Origin of the sequence: Rhizobium sp. BR 362, assembly GCF_036528765.1 — a bacterium.
GTDB lineage: Bacteria > Pseudomonadota > Alphaproteobacteria > Rhizobiales > Rhizobiaceae > Rhizobium.
Window position 1 is genome coordinate 12,910 of the sequence record NZ_JARWGH010000007.1, and the last position, 17,082, is coordinate 29,991.

Genomic DNA, 17,082 nt, shown 5'->3' on the forward strand with positions numbered 1-17,082 from the left:
GACCTGTATGAAGCCGTTCCACTGGGAATCCACCCATGGCAATTTCGGTGACGATCTCAATCTCTGGCTCTGGGATTTTTTGCTCCCGGGCTTGCGCGACGTGCATAGAGAAACCCTGCTCGTCGGGGTTGGCACCGTTCTCAACACCCTGATCCTGCCGCTCGACGGTCATAAGCTCGTGATCGGCAGCGGCTTCGGCTACGGCTCGCTACCGGAGATGGGCGACAAGACCAAATGGGATATCCGCAGCGTGCGCGGCCCGCTGACGGCGGAAAAAGTTGGCCTTCCGCAGGACATGGGCATCATCGATCCGGCAGTGATGGTAACTGAAATGCCGGAATTCAAAAACCTGCCGAAAACCAATCGCCGCACTTTCGTTCCGCATTGGGAGTCGGCGGCCGCCGGGCTCTGGCCGGAGATATGCAAGACTGTCGGGCTCTCCTGTCTCGACCCTCGCGGCGAGGCGAAGGCTGTGATCCGCGAGATCGCAACGTCCGAGCTGATTGTCGCGGAGTCCATGCATGGCGCGATCCTTGCCGACGCCTTCCGCGTGCCGTGGATTGCCGTCAGTACCTCACGCGCAATCAACAGCTTCAAGTGGAACGACTGGGCCCGTTCTCTCGGCGTAACCTATGCGCCAAAACAAATTCCGGTTTCCACCCGGGCAGAAGCGATCGCCAAGGGTGCTAAGTTCTGGGGCGTTGGTTTCGAACGTGACGAGCAGGCCGTCGAAGAGCTGGAGAAGGACGGGCACGGGGGGGCGGCGGTACTCGTCGATCCGCAACAGACCCGCCTAAGGACGATGGCGAAACAGGCGCTTGCCGTACCCTCGGCCTTGGCGCTTTGGCAGGCGAGCAAGGCGAAACCGCAACTCAGCGCCGACGCTGCACTTGCCAATCGCAAGCAGCGCCTTTTTGAAGTCATCGAAGGCGTCCGGCGCGACTATTTCTGATATCGACAAAAATTTACTCAGGAGCGGCCTGCAGCAGGTAGCGCAGGCCGTTCGCTCCAGAATGCGCAATCGGCACCCCGGCGCCTTTGCGAAAACGTTCCGTCTTGTCGGCAAGAATGCCGCGGGCAATGGCCGGAATGGCTGCGGGGTTGCCCAATGCATAAGAGGCCGCTGCCGCAAGGCCCGATTGTCCCTTGATATCGAGAAACCGACGCAGCTCATAGCGGCCGCGAACATGCTGCTCATGGCGGCGGATGGCGGCTGCGTCGGCCGGGGAGAGGCCGCCGCCCGCGAGGATTGCCCGATCGGCTTCATAAAGCCTATGCAGATCTTCGGTGCGATGCTGGCCGCTCAGCGAGTTGCTGCGCACCACGGCGCCATAACCGCAGCTATGAATGATCTTATAGCGCGCACCGCTGGCTAGGGCCCGCACGTAGAGATCGTAATCCTCTCCCAGACGGAGGGCCTGGTTATAACGCAGGTCTTGAGCGTCCAAAAATGACCGGCGCATCAGCGGCTTTAGAAAACCGATCTCGCCGCGTCGCACCCCTGGCTTAGAGATATTACCTTCGACAAAGGCGATTAGATCGAGAAAGCGCGGTTGTGGCTCGAAACGATCGAGCATTGTAAGAGCGACGGAAACCGCATCGGCGTTGACGAACGCTATGTTGTCGGCGACGAAATCCCAATCATCGCTGGCGAGCAAAGGCTTGAATCGCCCTGGAAAGAAGAAATCGTCGGCATCGAGGATGCTGATCAGGGGGGCACGCGAGATCTCGATCGCGTGGTTGCGTGCTGCGGCCGGGCCGCGGGTTTCCTCGAATGCATGGATGGTAAGCCGCCCACTACCATCGTCGGCGAGGCTGGCGGAGGCGGAGGTACCGTCTATCGAGCCGTCGTCAATGACGACGACTTCAGCCACCTCTGGCTCGCGGAGGGCGGAAGCGACAGCAAGGCCAATGGTGTCGCTGGCATTCTTCGCGGCAATAATTACACAGACATTGTTTTCGGCACTGTCGGTCACATCAGCCTCCATGAATTCTGCCGGAGACTTAGGACGGCGTCAGCCATCGGCAACCATGCGAGCGCCAAAAGATCCGCCTTACAGCGACCTTACGGATTGAAGGGCTCGGAGCGATTGAGATTTGAAGCGGGCAGGCCGGTGATTTTATCGTCATCGCGCAACGGCATTGCAGCCAAGTCTTGGTTCAGCGACGACTCTCGCGCGCTCCGCTCCTTCCAGACCAGGAATAGAACACCGACAAAATAACCGATCTGCAGTAGCACTGCACAAATCACCGTTTCGATGAAGGTGGTCGAAACTGATTGCGTGAGAAAATAGGTGGCAATGGCAAATACAGCCAACGTACCTAGCATGCTGATGAAAACGCGTGGCGCATACATGACGTCACCTCCGGCGCATAGTCATCAGGAAAAGAGCGATCAAGGTCTTACCTCCCTAAATAGACCCACAAGTCAAATATATTTAATGAATCCTTGAGATTCAACCAAATGACTGGCGATCCATTACGATTACGGAACGAATACGACTTTAACGCATCACCCGTTAAAACTACTCCTCCATAATACGTGCAATTGCAGTCGATTTTGTCTTTCTTTTTCCATCTTTCTCACATGGGTTGTCGCGTGACAGTTTTCGCAACCCTTATGAGCATACCTTGTCGCCGTGCACGTTCTCGAATTGAGTCCAATCAATCAACTTTTATTACATAGTTTGCCTATCGCGATGCCCACCATGTGCATTGCAATATGGTGTTGCAGCGCAATATTTTTCACGTAAAATCAAGTTTGCGCATAAACGTTCAAGAGTGCGCAAAGCGTAGTTTCAAAAAGAGCGCATGAATAAACCGGCCATGTAACCGTTAACATTCTCTCTGATCTCGATCCTTCACGTAATTAGCGCTTTTCTGGCCGCTTATACAATACGTTCTTTAGTACACCTGTTATATAAGAAATATCTAAACCTAAGAAATCTACCGCTCGCGGGGTAAAACCCTGTCGCGATTTTGCGCCGCCACAAAAATTTGGCTTAAAAAATCATAATCGCCACCTACACTCCCCACTGCATAGCCCTAACTAGGCGCCCGAGACATTTCCGACCAATTCGCCAACATGAATGGAGTCATCTCTATGAAGTCTGCGACGAGATCGGCCACATCGGCTTTTTTCAGCGCTCCGGAAAGCGACGTCTTTCCCCCGACAGGTGGATTCCTTAAAAGGACGTTCGACGTCACCGCCGCATTAATGGCGCTGATTTTCATCAGCCCCATTTTCGTTATGCTTATGCTCCTGGTTAAGCTCTCGGATCGGGGTCCCGTTTTTTACGGCCATCGCCGCATCGGACATAACGGCAAGACCTTCCGTTGCCTGAAGTTCCGTACCATGGTCGTCGATGGCGACAGGGTTTTGAAGGCTTATCTGCAGGCCAACCCCCGGGCAATGGAAGAATGGCGTGCAACACGCAAACTGCAGAATGATCCTCGCGTCACCCTTGTCGGCGCCGTGCTTCGCAAACTGAGCCTCGACGAGCTGCCGCAGCTCATCAATATCATTCGCGGTGAAATGAGCGTCGTCGGGCCGCGTCCCGTCGTCGAAGACGAGCTGGAACTCTACGAAAATGCGGCGATCTACTACCTCCAATCCCGCCCTGGCCTGACAGGCCTCTGGCAGGTCAGCGGTCGCAACGACGTGTCCTACGCCAGCCGGGTCGCTTTCGACACGCACTACGTCAAGAACTGGTCGCTCAGCAGCGACGTTGTCATCATCGCCAAAACCATTCCTGCGGTCTGCCTGTCGCGTGGCAGCTACTGATGGCGAACGCAGATACCGCAGGGAGACGCCTGCGGTTTCCCCGGAATGCGGGGCTGCACTCTAATAACAGGGAAGATCCTGCATGATTGAAATTCAGTCTCCTGGTAAGTCCGTTGGCACGGCCACACCTCTTCGTTGCGCAGCTCTTATTGCTCTTAGCCTGTGCATGCCGTTGGGGAGTGCGCACGCCGATAATCTTCCTGGATATCACTTGGGAGTCATGGATAAGCTGCACATTCGCGTTGCCGAATGGCAGACTGCGGAGGGCTCGGTTCGCGACTGGTCGACGATCTCTGGCGATTACACTGTCGGCCCGTCCGGCTCGGTTTCCATTCCCTTCATCGGTGATATGCCGGCAAGCGGTAAGACGACGGACGAAATTGCCGAAGCGATCGGCATCGGGCTGCAGAAACAATTCGGCCTGCGCGACCGGCCCTCGGCTTCCGTCGAGCTTTCGCAATTCCGGCCCATCTATCTCACCGGCGAGGTTCAGAATCCCGGACAATTTCCTTTTGTGCCCAACCTCACCGTTCTCAAGGCAGTCAGCCTCGGCGGCGGGCTGCGGCGCGCCGATGCCGGCCAGCGCTTTGCTCGTGACTACATCAATGCCAAGGGAGATGCCGTCGTCCTGATGGCGGAGCGCGGACGCTTGCTGATGCGCAAGGCGCGTCTGCTGGCGGAACTCGCGGGTAAAGATCAGATCGATGTTCCGCCGGAGCTGCAGAAATTGCCGCAGTCGGCCGACCTGCTCGCCAGCGAAGACGCCCTGATGAAAACGCGCAGCGAGCGGCTGAAAACGCAATTGCAGGCGCTGGCGGACCTGAAAGTGCTGCTGCAAAGCGAGGTGGAGGCGTTGGCGAAGAAGACGGACACGCTGAGCCACCAGCTCGACCTTGCCAAAGCGGACCGCGACAAGGTCGAGAGTTTGGCGGAAAGAGGATTGGAACTTGCATCCCGCAGGATCTCGGCCGAGCAGCGCGCTTCCGACGTGGAGACCAATCTGCTGGATACCGACACGGCATCGCTGAACGCCAAGCAGAGCATCAGCAAAGCCAACCAGGATGAAAATACGCTGCGCAACGACTGGCAGAACTCGCTTGCGCAGGACTTGCAGGATACGGACACCCAGTTGGAAACCCTGCAGCTTAAGCTCTCCACCAGCCAGGCCTTGATGCAGGAAGCGGTCGCGCAATCGGCCGATGCCAGCAACCTTGATCCCAGCGGACAGAGCGTCAACATCTCTTATACGATCGTGCGCGATGACAACGGTCAGACGAAGGAAATTCCGGCTCAAGAGAACACCCAGGTCCTGCCGGGCGATCTCATCAAGGTCAGCAGCGCGCTTGCCATGCGTTAAGGAGGGTCGATGCAGATCGCGAAATCGACCTTCATTCGTCCAGGGAACAACGCCACCTACGGGGCGGTGGCCGTTGCGCTCTCCTTTTTCGTCTTCGCTTATTCCTCCCGCTTCGGGCAGGTCTCCATCCTTCTCTATTATGGCCTCTGGTTTCCGCTGGTGCTGATCGGCTATCGCAGCACGCTTGGGAACTACCAAAAGCAGCTCTGGCTGTTCGCCTTCGGAGCCTTTACCTGCCTCTCAATCTTTTGGTCGGCGGCGCCCTCGGTTACGGCCCGTGCGGCGATCCAGTACATGACGCATATTTTCTGCGCACTGATCGCCATGCGCACGATCGATATCCGAACGCTCACGCGCGGCGCGATTGCCGGTACGGTGCTCGTGCTGCTCTATTCGATCCTATTCGGCTATTACGCCTATGACCCGCTCGACAGTACATATAGTTTCGTCGGCGCCTTCGATTCAAAGAACCAGCTCGGCTTCTATGCCTCGCTCGGCATATATTTCGCCTTTGCCGCCGTCGTCATTCTTGGCGAGCGCCGCATCTGGATGGTGGGCGGTGGCATTGCCGGTCTGCTGTCCGCCTACTGCCTGCTCGCCTCGCAATCGGCGACGTCGGTATTGACCACCGGGTTGGTCGTCGCACTAGGCATTGGCATGCGGGCGATCCTGTTCCTGTCGCCTCGGCAGCGAAAAAGGCTGTTTATCGTCTTGGCGATAACCGGTCTGGCGGTCGCAGTCGCCGGTGTCAATTTCGGCGGCGTCGATCTTGTGCTCGGAGCCTTCGGCAAGGATTCGACACTGACAGGCCGCACCTATCTATGGCAGCAAGGCATCGAAGCCGCCGCGCAGCGTCCTTTCTTCGGCGTCGGTTATCAGGGCTATTGGGTACAGGGTTTTTCGGAGCCGGAGCGGTTGTGGGATGAATTCTACATCGCCTCTCGGACCGGCTTCCATTTCCACAACACCTTCATCGAAACAACCGTAGAAACCGGCCTGATCGGCGTCAGCCTCCTGGTCGCGATCCTGCTTACCGGCGTCATCGTTCATCTCAAGCGGTTTTTGACCGACATCAGAAATGATGAGTCCTATGTGCTGCTCGGCATTGCGACGCTGCTTCTCACTCGTGCCTTCGTGGAGATTGACATTCTCAATCCCTATCAGATCGGCTCTTTCCTGTTTTATTTCACGGCAGGCAAGCTGACGATGAAAACGCGAGCGCCAAAGCTCGTTCCGCTTGCTCCCGACGATCGAATGGAGTTTGCGCCATCGAGGAACTGGGAGTCGCGGATCAGCAGATGAAGACTCTTTATGGCATTCAATATCTCCGCGGCTTTGCAGCTCTCGCCGTGGTCCTGTTCCACGCCGCTGAGCGCACCGGCAACCCTTTCCGCATCGGAGCGGCCGGCGTCGACGTCTTTTTTGTCATCAGCGGCTTCATCATGTGGACAATGAGCGAGCGCCGTCCGGTGACGCCGATGCGCTTCTTACTCGATCGCCTGCAGCGCATCGCCCCGTCTTACTGGATCGTCACCAGCATCATGATTGCCGGTGCGCTCGCCGGCCTGTTTCCGAGCATGAAGCTGACGGCTGCCCATATCTTCGGCTCGCTGTTTTTCATTCCCGTGCGCTCGCCGAGCAACGGCGAAATCTGGCCGGTTCTCGTGCAGGGCTGGACGTTGAATTTCGAAATGTTCTTCTACGTCATCTTCGCCGCGACGTTGCTTTTGCCACGCCGTCTGCAGCTTGTAAGCATGGCCGGTATCTTCCTTGCCTTCGTCATCGCCAGCAACATCTTCAATCCGCAATCCTCTCTGCTGCTCACCTACGCGCAGCCGATCATCCTCGAGTTCGTGGCCGGCGCGGTTCTCGGCCGGTTGTGGCTGGCCGGGAGCATACCGGGCGCCGGTCTCGGTCTTGCCCTGGTCCTTGCCGCTTTGTCGGGATTTACTGCCATCGAGCTTATCGGCCTCGACTTCAACGAAGTGACCTGCGGACCACTCGCCGTCACACTGGTGCTTGGCATCGTATCGCTGGAACGAAGCGGAAAGCTGCCAAATATTCCGCTGCTCACCTACCTCGGCAACAGCTCCTATTCGATCTATCTCTGGCACACGCTGGCGATTTCGGTGGTCATAAAAGTGGTAGCATCCACACAGATGCCCTCCGACGTCGCGACATTCCTCAGCGTCATCTCCGGCACTTTGCTCGGTATCTGCGCTTACGAAGCAGTCGAAAAGCCTCTTCGCAACCTGTTGAGAAGCTTGAGCTGGCAAAGGTCACGCCCGTCGCCCGCGTGACCTGTGATCAAACTTGGTCCCGATCTGATGGCGCATGTCGTTTGCCAAAAGGGGCTGATATCGGCGAAGTCGCGGCCTCCGCGACTATTGTCGAATGCCTTCAGAGACGACGGCGGCGTAGCTGATCGAAATAGACGATCACGATGATCAATACGCCGGTGATGATGCGTTGCCAGAAGGAGTTCAGGTTCAGGAGGTTGGCGCCGTTGTTTATGGTCGCGAGGATGAAGGCGCCGATCAGGGGACCGTAGACGGAGCCGACCGCGCCGAAAAGGCTGGTGCCACCGATGACGGAGGAGGCGATGGCCTGCAATTCCCAGCCATCCGCCTGCGTCGCATTGCCGATGGCGATGCGCGAGGCGAGCAGGACGCCGACGAAGGCGGCGCAGGTGCCCGACAGGATATAGGCGAGATAGATCATCCAGGTGACGTTGACGCCGGAGAGACGCGCGGCCTCGCGGTTCGAACCGACAGCAAAAAGATAGCGACCCCAGCGGCTAAGATGCAGGAAAATGAAAGCCGGTATCGCGACCAGGATCACCATCCAGAAGAGGCTCGGAATGCCCAGGAAATCGGCGACGGCGAAATTGGTGAACTCGTCGTTGACGATGTTGATCGTCGAGCCATTGGTGATGAGCAGGCCGATGCCGCGCAGGGATGTCAGCGTCGCCAACGTGATGATGAAGGGCGGCAGGCCCATGCGCACGATGCCGAAGGCATGGAATGCGCCGATCAGCACGCCGAACAGCAAGGTTATGAGAATGGCGGCCGAAACCGGAAATCCGGCCTGCAGCAGCCACGCGATGATAACGGTGCAGAAGCCGACGATGGCGCCGACGGACAGATCGATGCCCGCCGTAATGATGACGAAGGTCTGACCGAGAGCCAGGATCGCCGTCATCGAGCCCTGTCGCATCAGATTGGTGATGTTGAGCGGCGTCCAGAACTTGTCCGTCCAAAAGCCGAGGACGACCCAAAGAGCAAGTAGAAGAAGGATCAGCGTCAAGCTGAAGAGGATGTTCATCTTGCGCCGCGGTGCAACTGTTGGGCCTTCTGTCGTATTTACGGCCATTGTTGTTCTCCCTCTTTCTTATCTTATGTGTCGTTCAGACGCCGATCGCCTCGCCGAGGACTTCCTCATGCGTGGCAGCGTGAAAATCATGGCTCGCGACGAGCTGGCCGCGGCGGAAAACATGCAGCCGGTCGGCGAGTTCGTAGACCTCAGGCAGATAGGATGAGATGACGATGATCCCCGCGCCGCCCCGCAAGAGCTTGGCAAACAGCCGGTAGATCTCCGCTTTGGTACCGACGTCGACGCCGACGGTCGGCTCGTCGAAAATGAAGAGCTTGGCGCCGTGGCTGAGCCACTTGCCAATAACGACCTTCTGCTGATTGCCGCCCGACATGGCCGAAACGAGAACCCGCCGGCTCGGCGTCTTGATGCTGAGATCGCGGATCTGCTTGTCGGCATTGGCCGCTTCGCCGCTATTGTTGATGATCGGCCCCTGGCTCAGCCGCTTGAACACCGGCAGGTTGATGTTGAGGCCGATCGGCAGATTGAGGCAGAGTCCCTGGTCGCGGCGGCTTTCCGGCGCCAGCGCAATGCCGAGGTCCATGGCGTCCCGCTCGCTGCGGATATTGACCTTGCGACCCTGCCAGTAAATCTCGCCTGCCGACAGCGGCTGACGGCCATAAAGCCCGAGCGCGAATTCGCTGCGGCCAGCGCCGATCAATCCGTAGAGGCCGACGATCTCGCCGGCTCGCACGCTCAGTGAGATATTTTCAAAACCGGGACCGGACAGGCCGCGGGCTTCCAGGATGGTCTCCCCGATCGGAATCTCTTCCTTGTGATAGATCTGCTCGATCGAGCGGTTGATCATCAGCTTGATCAACTCGTCCTCGTTGGTCTCGCCGATCGTACGCGTGCCGACATGGGTTCCGTCGCGCAGGACCGAGACGCGGTCCGCCAGTTCGAAGACCTCTTCCATGCGATGGCTGATATAGACGATGGTAACGCCCTCGCTCTGGAGACGGCGGATCAGTTTGAAGAGCTGCGCCGATTCCTTGCGGGTAAGGTAGGCCGTCGGCTCGTCGAAGATCAGGAATTGGGTGCCGCGCATCGCGGCGCGGGCAGTGGCGACGAGCTGCTGCTGGCCGATGGTGAGCGAACTGAGCAGCGCGGCCGCCGGCAGGCCGAAGCCGAGATCGTCAAGCACGGTCTGCGCCATCTTCTCCATCTGCTTCTTGCGCATCAGCCCCAGGCGATTGACCTCATCGCCGAGAAAAAGATTGGCTGCAACGGTCAGATGAGGGCAGAGAACGACCTCCTGATGCACGGCATTGATGCCGCGCGCGATCGCTTCATTGGGATTGGAAAGTCCGACCGGATGGCCGCACCAGAATATTTCGCCCGCCGTTCTGGTGATGACGCCGGTCAGGAGCTTGATAAGGGTCGACTTGCCGGCGCCGTTTTCGCCGACGATGGCGTGGATCTCGCCCGCCAGGAAGGTGATCGTCGCGGGTTTCAGCGCCTCGACATAGCCATAGCGCTTCTGTAGCCCCCTGAGTTCGAGAATAGGCGAACCCGCCGGAACGCGGCTTGCTTCCGTCCGGATATTGTCATCGTGTCGATGACTGATCTCTTCGAGGTTCGTCATGGGTCTCCTCCTTAGGCGAGCATTCGCTCCGTTCGTCTCGGCGCGGAGCCGACCAAACGAAGCCGAAATGAAAACAGGCCGCGCCTGGTCTCCCAGGCGCGGCCTCAACTGGTTACTTGACCTTCGGATTGATCAGGGCGTCGATCTTCGGATCGCTCATATTCTCCTTGGTCACGAGGTTTGCACCGGTGTCGACGTTGGCCTCGACCTTTTCTTTCTTGGAGGCGGCGAGCGCGGTCTTGATGCCGTCATAACCCATGCGATAGGGGTCCTGCACCACGAGGCCGGCAAGAACACCGGACTTCAGGAATCCGACGGTCTTGTCATCATTGTCGAAGCCGATGACCTTGATCTTGTCGCCAAGCTTGTTTTCGGCAATCGCCTGGCCAACGCCCTGCGCCATGATCAGGTTCGAGGCGAAGACGCCGACGAGCTTCGGATTGGCCGTGATCAGGTCGGTCATGATGTTGAGGCCGGTCGTGGCCTGACCATCGGCATACTTGTCAGCAACAACCTTGAGGCCCGGATACTTGCTCTTGATCTCGTCCAGGAAGCCCTGGCGGCGCTGGTCGAGCGAGCCGACGCCCGGCAGGCTGGTGATGATGGCGACTTCGCCTTCTTCCTTGCCGGTCATGCCCTTGATCGCCGCGGCAAGACCGTCAGCAGCGATGCGGCCGCCGGCTGTGTTGTCGGTTGTTAGGAACGATACGAAGGCTTTGGAATCGGCGGCCGAGTCGATGCCGACGACCGGCACGGATTTGGCGGCTTCATCCACCGGCTTGCCAAGCGCTTTGCGTTCGGTTGGCGCGATCACGACGGCGGCCGGTTTGCCGGCAACGGCGTTTTCGAGAATGCTGATCTGGCCGTTGATGTCGGATTCCGATTGCGCGCCGAGTTCCGGCACGTTGACGCCAAGATCCTTGCCCGCCTTGCGAGCGCCGGCAAGAACGATCTGCCAGTAGAAGGATGTCGTGTCCTTGACGATGATCGGAATGGTCACATCGGCAGCAAAGGACTGCACCGGCATGGCGACTGCGATGATGGCCGCGCCGGCAAGGCCAGCAAAAGTGCGGCGGGACAGAAGGGATTTGGCGATTTTCATTGATTTCTCCTCTCAACGCGCTCTGCTCCTGCACACCGGCCGTTGAACGCTTGCGGCACGGTATCGTGAGCACCTGACGGGCTCACGCATCGCGAGATGTTTGTTGCGCATGATCTTATCCGAAACCGTTTCACTTACGTTTCGAGATCATGCCGTAACATCCACGCCAAAACAGGCTTTCCTCCTCTTCGAAGCCGCCTTTTCGCGACAGCTCGATAGCTCCTTATTTTCTGTTCAAACCCGGACGGCGTCATCACCCAAGGGCGGCGCGACCAGGGTCAATCCTTCGAATTCTTCGTAAAGGCTTGCCGCGAGCTCAGGCTCCACGAGCTGCATATTGCGGATAAGGCTTTCCGGTTTCGCCGTGCCGATCAGCACCGAAGCGACGGACGGATGGCGAAGCGGAAACTGCATTGCCGGTGCGGCGAGCGGCAGGCCGTGGCGGCGCGCGATATCCTCCATCGCCTGAACCTTGGCCAAAACATCCGCCGTCGCCGGAAGATAATCGAAATGCGCGCCGGGGAGGGGACCGGTCGCGAGAATGCCGGAATTGAAGACGCCGCCCACCACAAGCGACGTGCCCTTCTTCTCGCAGAGCGGCAGGAGCTCGGCCACCGCCGAACGGTCGAGCAGTGTATAGCGACCGGCAAGCAGAATGCAGTCGATGTCGGCTTCACGCATGACGTCGAGACAGACAGGCACCTCGTTGACGCCGAGGCCATAGGCCTTGATCGCTCCCGACGATTTCAGCTCCTCCAATGCCTTCAGGCCGGAGCCCAGGAGCTGACCAAGATAATGCTCGTTCAGCGCCTTGCCGTGGGTGTAGCCGCCGATATCGTGAACGTAGAGGATGTCGGTCCGATTGAGCCCCAGGCGGGCATAGCTAAAGTCGACCGACCGCATGATGCCGTCGTAGGAATAGTCGTAATCCGCATCGAAGGGCAGGGGGTCGACATAGCCGTAGTTCGGCACCTTGTCGCTCGCCACAGGCCGCATCAGCCGGCCGACCTTGGTCGAAAGGACATAACTGTCTTCCGGCTGGTCGCGCAGAAAATCGCCGACGCGGCGTTCGCCGAGACCGAAGCCATACCAGGGCGCAACATCGAAATAGCGGATGCCGCTATCCCATGCCGCTTGCAGGGTGTTCATGGCCTGGTCGCGAGGGCAGGCGCGGTAAAGACCGCCGAGCGCTGCGGCCCCGAAACTGAATTCGGTGACCTCCAGGCTTGTCCTGCCGATTCTTCTCCTCTTCATCACCTCTCCCTTGTGATGATTGGTCAGTCGGTTCCGCCGTACATGGGTCATCGGAGAGCCCGGGCACTGCGGCATGGCATGCACTGCCTATCTAAAGCGTTGCTCCGAGATGCCAAGGCACGAATTCATTGTCGCCATAGCCGAAGGCTTCGCTTTTTGTCTTCTTGCCCGATGCGATCTCGATAATCAGTTCGAAGATCTCGCGGCCCTTGCCCGATATCGTCGCCACGCCGGTGGCAATGGTGCCGCAGTCGATATCCATGTCCTCTTCCATGCTTTGGTAAAGCGCCGAATTGCTCGACAGCTTGAATGAAGGCGCCGGACGGGAGCCGAAACAACTGCCGCGGCCGGTCGTGAAGGCAATCATATTCGCGCCGCCTGCCACCTGGCCGGTTGCTGAAACTGGATCATAACCGGGCGTGTCCATAAAAACGAGCCCGTGGTCCGTTACCCGTTCGGCGTAGCTGTAGACGGCGGTCAGCGGTGAGCGCCCGCCCTTGGCAACGGCGCCCAATGATTTTTCCAGAATGGTCGTCAGCCCGCCGCGCTTGTTGCCGGGCGAGGGATTGTTGTCGAGCGAGGCGCCATGCATGGCGACATATTTTTCCCACCACTCGATTTTCGCGTCGAGCTTGGCGGCAACCGCGTCGTTGATCGCACGGCTGCGCAGCAAATGCTCGGCGCCATAGATTTCCGAGGTTTCCGACAGGATCACCGTGCCGCCGGCAGCGGCGAGCAGGTCGGCGGCCGCTCCTAGTGCCGGATTGGCGGTGATGCCGGAAAAACCATCGGAGCCGCCGCATTGCAGGCCGACGATGATTTCGCTGATCGGGATCGGCTCGCGACGGGCCTGACCCACTTCCTCGGCGATCTCCTTCAGCACACCCATGGCAAGCGCCACGGCGCGGCGCGAACCGCCGGCATCCTGAATGTTGAAGTGCCGCTTGCTGGCACCGGCGCCGCTCTGGCCATAAAGCGTGAGCTGGTTGACCTCGCAGCCGAGGCCAATCATCAGCACGCCGCCGAAATTCACATGACGCGTATAGCCCGCAAGCGTGCGATGCAGCGTCTGCATACCGTCACCGGTCGAGCTCATGCCGCAGCCCTGGTCGTGGACGATTGGCACGAAACCGTCGATACCGTCATTGTGCGGCAGGAGCGTCCGGTTTGCCTCCTCCGCAATGGCACGGCAAACCGTGGTGGAACAGTTCACGCTGGCAATGATGCCGATATAGTTGCGCGTCGCGGCCCGGCCGTCGGCGCGGCGAAAGCCCATGAACGTGCGAGCCTTGTCGGCCTCTGTTGCTACCTCCGGCGCCGCATTGGTGGTCGCCGCCAGGCGATCGTTTTCGAAGTGCAGATTATGGCTGTGCACATGATCGCCAGCCTTGACCTCGGCCGTCGCGCGGCCAATCGCCTGGCCGTATTTCACGACAGGCATGCCCATGGCGATGTCGCGAATGGCGAACTTATGACCGGGATCGATCTTGTCTCGTGTCGAAACCCCGTTGGTGACCGTCGTCCCAGCCGCAATCGCCGCCGTCGCCACCGCGACATTGTCGCCTTCCGACAGAAGGATCCAAGGTTGGCTGTTCAACGTGCTCTCCCTGAACAATCTTGTTTTTTGGCGTCCGCTTGAGGGTCATCGCCGATTGATTTTGTTTTTTATCTACAATAAACATTTTGGTGTCAACGAGGAAATCGCTCACTAATCCGGGAGGAGGTCGTACGCGACAGGTGTGGACGGGATCGCGGCGCATCCGGGGAATTTAGCCGCCACCCGGGGATGGTTCAGACATCGCCGCCAACGCAGAGCTGCCGGCTCCGAGAGGGGGAAATGGCGAGACAAAACACGCTTTTCAAGGATGCGTACAATCGCTACGTTGCCGGCTTGAAGCCGGACGCCGCCTTGCCGACCGAACCTGAAATCGCGGCCGAGCTCGGCATCAGCCGCAGCACGGCGCGCGCTATTCTGCTGCGTCTAAGTGACGCTGGCATCATCCGCTGGAACAAGCGGCAAAAGACCGTGCTGCGCCAGCCGACCGAAGCCGATTTCTTTCCCGAGGAAGAGACCAATTCGCTGCACGACATCATCGAACGCAGCTTCATGCTGCGCATCCTTTCCGACGAAGCGCAGCCGGGCATGCAGATCAACGAGCTGGAACTGGCACGCGAAATCGGCACGGGAACCTCGGTCGTGCGCGAATTCCTCATCCGTTTCAGCCGTTTCGGTTTGATCGAAAAGCGGCCGAACAGCCACTGGATCCTGAAGGGTTTTACCAGCGAATTCGCTCTGGAGCTTGCCGAAGTGCGCGAAATGTTCGAACTGCATTCGGCCGCCGAATTTGGGCGCTTGCCGGCAGGACATTCGGCTTGGGCGGATCTGGCGGCCATCCAGCAGGAACATTATGACTTGCAGGATGATTTCGACGAGCGTTATCGCGATTTCTCGCAGCTCGACGAGCGCTTCCACCTTCTCATCCATCGCGCGTCGAACAACCGCTTCATCGCCGATTTCTACGACGCGATCGCCATCGTCTTTCACTATCACTATCAGTGGAACAAGGCTTTCGCCCGCGAGCGCAATGCGCGCGCCATCGTCGAACATCTCGACTATATCGAGGCATTGCAATCCCGCGATCCGGATCGGATCGACAGGGCGTGCCGTACACATCTTGCCTCGGCGCGGCAGACGCTGCTGCAATCCATTCCTCAGAACGGGAGCGAGCCTGCAGGTTCAAGCACGCAGAATATTCGAAGTTAAAACGTATTTCGCCAGCGCCGCGTTCAAGCGGCACCGGCGAAGCTTGCTGACACGAAGGTGCATATTATCTCACAAATTCCCTGATCTTATAGGCGACTTCCGTCCGGTTCGTCGCATTCAGTTTCTTCATGATGTTGCGGATATGAACTTTGACCGTGCTTTCGCAAAGGTCCATTTCATAGGCGATGATCTTGTTTGCCTTGCCACGCCGAAGAGCTTCGGCGACGACGACTTCACGCGGTGTAAACAGACTGTCGGCGCAGCGTGTTCCGCTGGTCACGGAAGCGATGACCTCCTTGGCTGCGAGAATGCTGCTGGCCGGGACAAACACGCCGCCTGCACGAGCGAGCGCTACGGCTTCGGCGGCGACATTGATGCCGACGCTGGTCGGAATGTAGCCGCGAGCGCCGCATTCCAGCGCTTTTAGAAGTTGCGCAAGCTCGTCGCTTTCAGCCCCGACGATAACAGGGCTTGCCTTGAATCTCTCCGCCAAGGCTGAGATTTTTTCGCAGACATCCGCGTCCGAAACCTTGCGGCCGCCGATCATGAAAAGAATTGCAGAGGGTTCGTTCTGCATCCGGCGCTTCTGCCATTCCTCGAACGATCCGACGGTGACGATGTTCATGTTCTCGTCATACTCGGTCAGGCTCCGCGACAGGCATTCCCTGTCTAAGGCGCGTGTATCGATGAGCAGAAGGTAGTCCTCACATTCGTCGGTGCTGACCGCGCCTGTCGCGGTGAAAGCCCGTAATGAATCCGACGAGCGTACTGAAATAAGACGGGTTGCTGTTTCTGTCCCAAACTTCTCATTCGCTAAAGACTGTCTGTCCATGGCCGTTACTCCTTACTCCACATTGGCCTCTATTCTTTCGAATTCATATGAATAGGTATTATTTCGAAGTGACTGAGTAGATATACCGAATCAAACTGATAACCCTCGTGTTGATTCATAGCATTCCTCCTGTCCTTGAAATGTAGTTTACCTGATCACAAGAAGGATAATCGCTGATTCTATTTATGTGGACATTAACATAAGTTAATAAACTCTAAAAATATTCGCCTCACGATTGTTATCAACTTGAAACAACACGAGTGCGCTCGCGCCGCACTTTAGATCATATGCGGCGCGAAATAAGTTTCATCGAAATCGACGAGTTCCGTGAGCTTCTGGCGGTCGAGAAATTCGACGATGCCATTGCGGAATGACAAAAGGCCAGCCATCCTCATATCCCTGAGAACGCGGTTGATATGTACGGTCGACAGACCGACCGCATCGCCGATATCGGCTTGGGTGAGCGGGCATTCGAACCCATCGAAGTTCGGTTTTAGCCGGGAAGGACCAAGCCTGGTGGCCAGTTCGAGCAGCAGGTGGCCGGTGCGCTCCAGCGCGTCGCGGCGGCCGATATTGGCGAGCCGCTCGGACATGCGCGCCTGCCGCCGCATCATCTCCGTGAGCACGATGCGATAAAGCCGCGAAGAAACATCCAGGCTCGCGTGTGAGGTGAAATCTGGGAATTCCATGACGGTGACTGTGGAGAGAGCCTGCACCGTCTCGCGCGCCATTTCCACGGAAGGCGTAGAAATCATGTCGCCACGCAAGGCAAACTCAACCACGATGCGCGTGCCGTTCGGCAGCATCTTGCTGGAAACGGCCCATCCGCTGACGAGAAAAAGAAGACGAGGGGTATTGTCGTCGTAGTCGTAGATGGTTTCACCGGGAGCATATGTGCGTGGAATGCCGCCCGTCAGCCCCGATTTCTGACGATACAAATCAGGACTGAATGCCTGCAGACGCCCTATGGAAACTTGCGTTGTCATACATGCCCCCGAACCAAATACCATATCGGGACGGTCACAATTAACC

15 protein-coding genes are annotated in these 17,082 nt (G+C 58.2%); 6 read left to right on the forward strand and 9 right to left on the reverse strand.

Features of this window, described 5'->3' with window-relative positions; genetic code table 11:
* Positions 1 to 7 precede the first annotated feature (7 nt).
* On the forward strand, positions 8 to 952 hold the full coding sequence (locus tag QDY28_RS12300) for a polysaccharide pyruvyl transferase family protein (RefSeq protein WP_331381967.1): 945 nt from the start codon (positions 8 to 10) through the stop codon (positions 950 to 952).
* Positions 953 to 965: 13 nt separating this feature from the next.
* On the opposite strand, the gene QDY28_RS12305 is transcribed toward QDY28_RS12300, so the two are convergent.
* Positions 966 to 1,976 carry a glycosyltransferase family 2 protein gene (locus tag QDY28_RS12305; protein WP_331381968.1) on the reverse strand — a complete coding sequence of 337 codons (1,011 nt, stop codon included), beginning with the start codon at positions 1,974 to 1,976 and terminating at the stop codon, positions 966 to 968.
* Positions 1,977 to 2,065: 89 nt separating this feature from the next.
* Positions 2,066 to 2,356: an exopolysaccharide production repressor protein gene (locus QDY28_RS12310; protein ID WP_331381969.1), complete on the reverse strand. Its 291-nt coding sequence runs from the start codon at positions 2,354 to 2,356 to the stop codon at positions 2,066 to 2,068.
* Positions 2,357 to 3,103: 747 nt separating this feature from the next.
* On the opposite strand from QDY28_RS12310, the gene QDY28_RS12315 reads away from it, so the two are divergent.
* From QDY28_RS12315 to QDY28_RS12330, 4 genes are all read left to right on the forward strand, one after another.
* Positions 3,104 to 3,784 (forward strand): sugar transferase, encoded by a 681-nt coding sequence (locus QDY28_RS12315; RefSeq protein ID WP_331381970.1) that lies wholly within the window; start codon positions 3,104 to 3,106, stop codon positions 3,782 to 3,784.
* Between the two features lie 82 nt (positions 3,785 to 3,866).
* On the forward strand, positions 3,867 to 5,141 hold the full coding sequence (locus QDY28_RS12320; protein ID WP_442967507.1) for a polysaccharide biosynthesis/export family protein: 1,275 nt from the start codon (positions 3,867 to 3,869) through the stop codon (positions 5,139 to 5,141).
* 9 nt (positions 5,142 to 5,150) lie between these two features.
* Positions 5,151 to 6,443: an O-antigen ligase family protein gene (locus QDY28_RS12325; protein ID WP_331381971.1), complete on the forward strand. Its 1,293-nt coding sequence runs from the start codon at positions 5,151 to 5,153 to the stop codon at positions 6,441 to 6,443.
* Positions 6,440 to 7,441, forward strand: coding sequence for an acyltransferase family protein (locus QDY28_RS12330; protein ID WP_331381972.1), 1,002 nt, complete (start codon positions 6,440 to 6,442; stop codon positions 7,439 to 7,441). The genes QDY28_RS12325 and QDY28_RS12330 overlap by 4 nt, the downstream gene beginning before the upstream one ends.
* A 100-nt stretch (positions 7,442 to 7,541) precedes the next feature.
* Here the strand turns inward: QDY28_RS12330 and QDY28_RS12335 are convergent, their stop codons facing one another.
* The 5 genes from QDY28_RS12335 to QDY28_RS12355 all read right to left on the reverse strand — a co-directional run bounded on the left by QDY28_RS12335 (position 7,542) and on the right by QDY28_RS12355 (position 14,051).
* The gene (locus QDY28_RS12335) at positions 7,542 to 8,513 is read right to left on the reverse strand and encodes an ABC transporter permease (protein WP_331381973.1); all 972 of its coding nucleotides are present in this window, start codon (positions 8,511 to 8,513) and stop codon (positions 7,542 to 7,544) included.
* Positions 8,514 to 8,547: 34 nt separating this feature from the next.
* Positions 8,548 to 10,098: a sugar ABC transporter ATP-binding protein gene (locus QDY28_RS12340; protein ID WP_331381974.1), complete on the reverse strand. Its 1,551-nt coding sequence runs from the start codon at positions 10,096 to 10,098 to the stop codon at positions 8,548 to 8,550.
* A 112-nt stretch (positions 10,099 to 10,210) separates the two neighbouring features.
* Positions 10,211 to 11,200: an ABC transporter substrate-binding protein gene (locus QDY28_RS12345; RefSeq protein WP_331381975.1), complete on the reverse strand. Its 990-nt coding sequence runs from the start codon at positions 11,198 to 11,200 to the stop codon at positions 10,211 to 10,213.
* Between the two features lie 234 nt (positions 11,201 to 11,434).
* Positions 11,435 to 12,454 carry an aldo/keto reductase gene (locus tag QDY28_RS12350; protein WP_331381976.1) on the reverse strand — a complete coding sequence of 340 codons (1,020 nt, stop codon included), beginning with the start codon at positions 12,452 to 12,454 and terminating at the stop codon, positions 11,435 to 11,437.
* 91 nt (positions 12,455 to 12,545) lie between these two features.
* Positions 12,546 to 14,051, reverse strand: coding sequence for a UxaA family hydrolase (locus QDY28_RS12355; protein WP_331381977.1), 1,506 nt, complete (start codon positions 14,049 to 14,051; stop codon positions 12,546 to 12,548).
* Positions 14,052 to 14,291: 240 nt separating this feature from the next.
* On the opposite strand from QDY28_RS12355, the gene QDY28_RS12360 reads away from it, so the two are divergent.
* Positions 14,292 to 15,218 (forward strand): GntR family transcriptional regulator, encoded by a 927-nt coding sequence (locus tag QDY28_RS12360; protein WP_331381978.1) that lies wholly within the window; start codon positions 14,292 to 14,294, stop codon positions 15,216 to 15,218.
* Positions 15,219 to 15,282: 64 nt separating this feature from the next.
* Here QDY28_RS12360 and QDY28_RS12365 read toward each other — a convergent pair whose 3' ends face one another.
* Together QDY28_RS12365 and QDY28_RS12370 are read right to left on the reverse strand one after the other, a co-directional pair.
* On the reverse strand, positions 15,283 to 16,050 hold the full coding sequence (locus QDY28_RS12365; RefSeq protein WP_331381979.1) for a response regulator transcription factor: 768 nt from the start codon (positions 16,048 to 16,050) through the stop codon (positions 15,283 to 15,285).
* Between the two features lie 278 nt (positions 16,051 to 16,328).
* The gene (locus tag QDY28_RS12370) at positions 16,329 to 17,036 is read right to left on the reverse strand and encodes a Crp/Fnr family transcriptional regulator (protein ID WP_331381980.1); all 708 of its coding nucleotides are present in this window, start codon (positions 17,034 to 17,036) and stop codon (positions 16,329 to 16,331) included.
* Positions 17,037 to 17,082: the final 46 nt, after the last annotated feature.